This window comes from Cupriavidus sp. 05N40 (genome assembly GCF_056397305.1).
Genome location: NZ_JBFTND010000340.1, coordinates 1 through 4,619, shown reverse-complemented (window position 1 = coordinate 4,619; position 4,619 = coordinate 1). Strand labels below are relative to the sequence as shown.

Annotated in this window: 5 protein-coding genes; 2 read left to right on the top strand and 3 right to left on the bottom strand. The window is 66.0% G+C overall.

Annotated elements, in window-relative coordinates; all coding sequences use genetic code 11:
* Window positions 1–578 (bottom strand): TenA family transcriptional regulator (locus AC1DO7_RS39565; protein WP_477117439.1); only part of this gene is annotated, 578 nt, incomplete at its 3' end.
* Window positions 579–814: 236 nt separating this feature from the next.
* On the bottom strand, window positions 815–2,353 hold the full coding sequence (locus AC1DO7_RS39560; RefSeq protein WP_441624431.1) for a hypothetical protein: 1,539 nt from the start codon (window positions 2,351–2,353) through the stop codon (window positions 815–817).
* A 331-nt stretch (window positions 2,354–2,684) separates the two neighbouring features.
* Between AC1DO7_RS39560 and AC1DO7_RS39555 the strand changes: the two genes are divergently transcribed.
* The gene (locus AC1DO7_RS39555; protein ID WP_441624429.1) at window positions 2,685–3,437 is read left to right on the top strand and encodes a sulfite exporter TauE/SafE family protein; all 753 of its coding nucleotides are present in this window, start codon (window positions 2,685–2,687) and stop codon (window positions 3,435–3,437) included.
* 102 nt (window positions 3,438–3,539) lie between these two features.
* Entirely contained in the window at window positions 3,540–4,472 is a 933-nt protein-coding gene (locus AC1DO7_RS39550) for an ornithine cyclodeaminase family protein (RefSeq protein WP_441624427.1), read from the top strand.
* Here AC1DO7_RS39550 and AC1DO7_RS39545 read toward each other — a convergent pair.
* Window positions 4,430–4,619: hypothetical protein (locus AC1DO7_RS39545; RefSeq protein ID WP_477117438.1), on the bottom strand; the 190-nt coding region annotated here is incomplete at its 5' end. The two genes, AC1DO7_RS39550 and AC1DO7_RS39545, sit on opposite strands and share 43 nt — an antisense overlap.

Genomic DNA, 4,619 nt, shown 5'->3' with positions numbered 1-4,619 from the left:
ATCTGGTAGCCGCGCTCGCCGTGGATTTCGTCGGAGACGATATGCAGGTCGAAGAACTCGACTTCTTCGTCGGTGAAGTTGTACTTGTCGCGCAGGGTGGGGGTCTGCTTGCGGTAGATCGAGGGGACCTGGGACTCCAGGCCGACCACGAGGCCGGCGACGGCGACGATGGGGTCTTCGCGCATGGCCACGGCGTAGCACCAGCTCTGCAGGCCGCGGGTGGTGGGGGACATATTGTCGGGATCGACGACGCGCTCGCGGGTGGTGCCGCAGGCTTCGGCGAAGCGCACGAGCAGGTCGGTGTGGCGGTCGCCGCCGATTTCCTCTTCATACATATTGGCCAGCAGGAAGTCCTTGGCTTCGGTGAAGCGGTCGGGRGTGCGGGCGTAGATGTAGGCGAGGTAGTCGGCGAAGGGTCCGACGTAGTGATAGTGGTTCTCGGCCCAGCGGGCGAGGTGATCGCGGGAGAGCTTGCCGCTGGCCCAGGCGACGCTGAAGGGGGCCTTGTTGGCACTCTTGCCCTTGATGGCGTTTTCGAGAGCGGCACGGAAGTCTTCGCGGTTCATGAGTTCGGGCATTGGGGGGCTCCTGGTAAGGGTTCGCGCTTGGGGTGGGCCACGGAGGCCCTGCCGATGAATCGATATGTAGATTGTATACTATCTACATGTCATGAAAGGGTCAATGCGTTTTTGYGGGGCAAGACCAGTTTTTTCGGGAGGGAGCGAGGACGCCGCAGAGACGACAAGGGCGGCTGCGCCGGCTGGCGCAGCCGCCCTCGGATGCAGGCAGTTGTGGGGGAAGGACCGGACGCGCCTTATCGCCAGATCAGCATCGCGCAGACCGTGGAAACGCCTAGCCCGATCAGCACCGGCACCAGCAAGGCCCGCACCGCATCCAGCACCGGCACCCGGGCAAAACCGGCCACCGCGATCAGCGAGGACCAGGCGATCAGCGTGCCGCCCCCGGTCCACACCGCGCCCATCTGCCCGATGGCGGCCAGCGTGGCCGAATCGAAACCAACCACCGGCCCCAGCGCGCCGGCCAGGGTGCCGGTCAGCGGCAGCCCGGCGAAGCCCGAACCATCGATGCCGGTGATCATGCCCACCACCAGCACGCCGAAGGCGACCAGGACATGGTTGTCCGGGATCATGTGCTGGTAAGCCTGGATCAGTTCGAACAGCAGGCTGGGCGCCTTGTCGGGGCTCACGCCCAGGATCTGCGCGGCGGTCTCGCCGGCACCGACGAAGAAGAAACCGGCGATCGGCAGCACCGAGCCCATGGCCTTGAAGGCGAAGACGAAGCCGTCCGTGATGTGCTCGGGGCAGACATCGAGCATCTTGCGCGGGCCTTCGGCTGCCAGCGTGGCCAGCATCATCAGCAACGCCGCCACCCCGCCGACCAGCGCCGCGGCGTCGCCGCCCTTCAGGTCGTGCAGGCCCGCCCCCATCTTGGGCAGCACCATCACCGCCACCACCGCCAGGAAGGCCAGCGGCGTCACGATGGCGAAGCATTTCGACCACTTCACGCGGCGCAGCGCCACCATCGCCAGACTGCGCTCGATGTTCGAGTCGGTGGCGAGTGGCTCGGTGTGCTCCGTGCCACGCGCGATCTCGGCCTTGTCGAACGTGCCGGCCTGCTCGATCCCGGCGTCCGCGCCACTGGCGCGGGCCTGCCAGTTGGTCAGCAGCGCGCCGCTGGCGGGCACGATGTGCTTGCGCATCGACAGGTAGGCCAGGGCCAGCGCGATGCCGCCGGTAATGATCGACAACACCAGCGCGCGATCCGCCACCACGGCGGCGCTGACCGCGGCGCCGGCCGCCTTGGCGCTGATGCCCGGCGCCACGCCGATCACGTAGTCGGACGACAGCGCCATGCCCTGCCCCGCGATGGCGATGGCCATGGCGCCGGCCAGCGGCGGCAGTCCGGCCGCAATGGCCGCCGGCAGCAGGATGGCCGATACCAGCGGCACCGCCGGCGTGGGCCAGAAGAACAGGGAGATCACGTAGGTGATGCCGGCCAGGATGAAGAAGGCGGAATGCCCGTTCTTCATCACCACGCGGAACGGCTCCACCATCCGGATATCCGAGCGCAGCGTCTTGAGCGAATTGAGCAGCGCCGTCATGAAGGCGATGACCAGGAAGATATTGAACAACTCCTTGGCCGCCACCAGGCTCGCCGAAAAGATCCCTCCAAGCGCCGAAACCGGGCTGCCGGTCAGCGCAAATACCACCAGGAACGTACCGAGAATCGACGGTACGACCACGTTGGCCCGCAGGATCATGGTCAGGACGATGACCGCCACGCCCAGTAGATAGATCCAGTGTGCCGCGCCAATCACTGCTTCGTGTTGCATGTGTTCCCCTTGGATCTTTATCTGTAGAGACCTTTGTACTGTTTCCCGTGGGGCTATGTCTGCCCCGATGAACGTATACTATATTCTTGATCTAGATCAGAACAAGATAAATCTGTGGAGACTAGGGAATGCCCCTGTCTTGGTGCAAACCCTTGTATTTGTGCGCCTTAACGGGGCCTTTACGCACTTTTTGCGGGATARCCCCACTCAGGCGCACCGATCACGGATGCCTTCCCCACACAATTTATGTAGACTGTATACCAATATACCATCCAAGACCGCAGAATACCTGCCGGTCTAACCGATCAACTGCCGGCCACCCAGACCCGTCATGACCCTCAATGCCTTCCTTCCCGCAGATATAACCGCCCTGCAGTTCGGCATGATGGGCGCGCTGATCTTCCTGGGCGCCTGCTTGCAGGGCGTCGGCGGGATCGGGTTCTCGATGCTGTCGGCACCGGTGGCCGTGCTCTTTTTCCCGCAACTGGCGCCCGGCCCCTTGCTCGCCATGGGCGGGCTGGTATCGCTGCTGGGCGCGGTGCGCGAGTTCCGCTCGATTGCCTGGCGCGCGACCGGCAATGCCCTGGCGGGGCGCGCCGCCGGCACGCTGGTGGCGGTGGCCGCCATGACGCAGTTGCCGGCCCGCCTGCTGGCACTGATATTCGCCCTCTCGATCCTGGCCGCCGTGACACTCAGCCTGCTCGGCTGGCGGGTGCGGGCGTCCGGCCTCAACATGGCGGTGGCGGGTGCCGCATCCGGCTTCATGGGCACCGTGACCTCGGCCGGCGCCCCGCCCTTTGCCATCGTCATGCAGCACCTGCCGCCGCCACAGTTGCGCGCCACCATCGGCTGCATCCTGTGCGCGGGCGCGGCGTTCTCGCTGGCGATGCTGTGGGCCGCCGGACGCTTCGGGCTGGCCGACCTGTGGCTCAGCGCGAGCCTGACCCCGATGCTGCTGCTCGGCTTCGCGATCTCGAACCGCCTCAAGAACCGCTTCTCCGCCAAGACCGTGCGCAAGCTGCTGCTGGCCCTTTGCACCGCCGGCGCCGTCGGCGTGCTGGTCAAGCTTGCCCTACCCGCCTGAGCCAACGCCAACTCCAACTCCAACGCGATCGCCGCATCCACCCCACGCATTCCATCCATCCGGCGCGCCCCGCGCCAGCGAACATCAACAGGAAAACACACCATGCTGCATATCACCGACGAGATGATCGACCGCCATGTCACCCCCGCGGATGCCCAGCAAGTCATGCTGGACGCCTTCCGCAGCTTCGGCGAAGGCAAGGCCGCCATGCAGGAGCGCATTCGCACCGAGGCCGGCGGCGTCAAGCTGTCGACGCTCGGCGCGGTCATTCCGCAGCAGCAGGTAGCCGGCGCCAAGGTCTACACCACCATCAAGGGCCAGTTCTCCTTCGTCATCCTGATTTTCTCCACCGAGGACGGCCGCCCTCTCGCGTCCTTCGATGCCGGCGCCATCACCCGCCTGCGCACGGCGGCCTGCTCCGTGCTGGCCGCGCGCCACCTGGCCCGCCAGGACGCCGAGGTACTGGCGTTGTTCGGCGCCGGCACGCAAGGCGTGCAACATGCGCGCCAGCTCGCCGCCGCCCTGCCGCTCAAGCGCATCCTGCTATCCGATCCCTATGCCGATGCCGCCACCCCGGAGCGCCTGGCAACGTGGTGCGGCATCCCCGTGGCCTTTGCCGAACCCGACGAGGCCGTCGCCCAGGCGGACGTCGTGGTCACCGCTTCGCGCTCCACCACCCCGCTGTTTTCCGGCCATGCCATCAAGCCCGGCGCCTTCGTGGCGGCCATCGGTTCCAGCCTGCCGCATACGCGCGAACTGGACGATGCGGCGCTCGCGCGCGCCAGCAAACTGGTGGTGGAATGGCGCCCGCAATCCGTGCGCGAGGCCGGCGACATCGTGCTGGCCGACCCCGCCGTGCTGCCGGCCGACAAGATCGTGGAACTGGCCGACGTGGTAACCGGCAAGGTGCGTCCCCGCGAGAGCGATGCGGACGTGCTGATCTACAAATCGGTCGGCGTAGGGCTGGAAGATGTGGCGCTGGCGGGCTTTGCCTACCGGAAGCTGCTGGAAGCGGGTGAGGCCAGGGCCGCCTGAAGCCACGCTTCGGCCGGCACCTCGACAAAACCCGCAAAACAAAACCCGCAAAATTCGTTGACCTTGTCGCGCTTGGTAGATAGTATACAATCTACATATTGATTCATCGGCAGGGCCTCCGTGGCCATCGGCAGGGCCTCCGTGGCC

Bases quoted from the DNA above. Each gene is read 5' to 3' on its own strand.
- AC1DO7_RS39550 (WP_441624427.1), top strand. From the start codon at position 3,540: ATGCTGCATATCACCGACGAGATGATCGACCGCCATGTCACCCCCGCG.
- AC1DO7_RS39560 (WP_441624431.1), bottom strand. From the start codon at position 2,353: ATGCAACACGAAGCAGTGATTGGCGCGGCACACTGGATCTATCTACTG.
- AC1DO7_RS39555 (WP_441624429.1), top strand. From the start codon at position 2,685: ATGACCCTCAATGCCTTCCTTCCCGCAGATATAACCGCCCTGCAGTTC.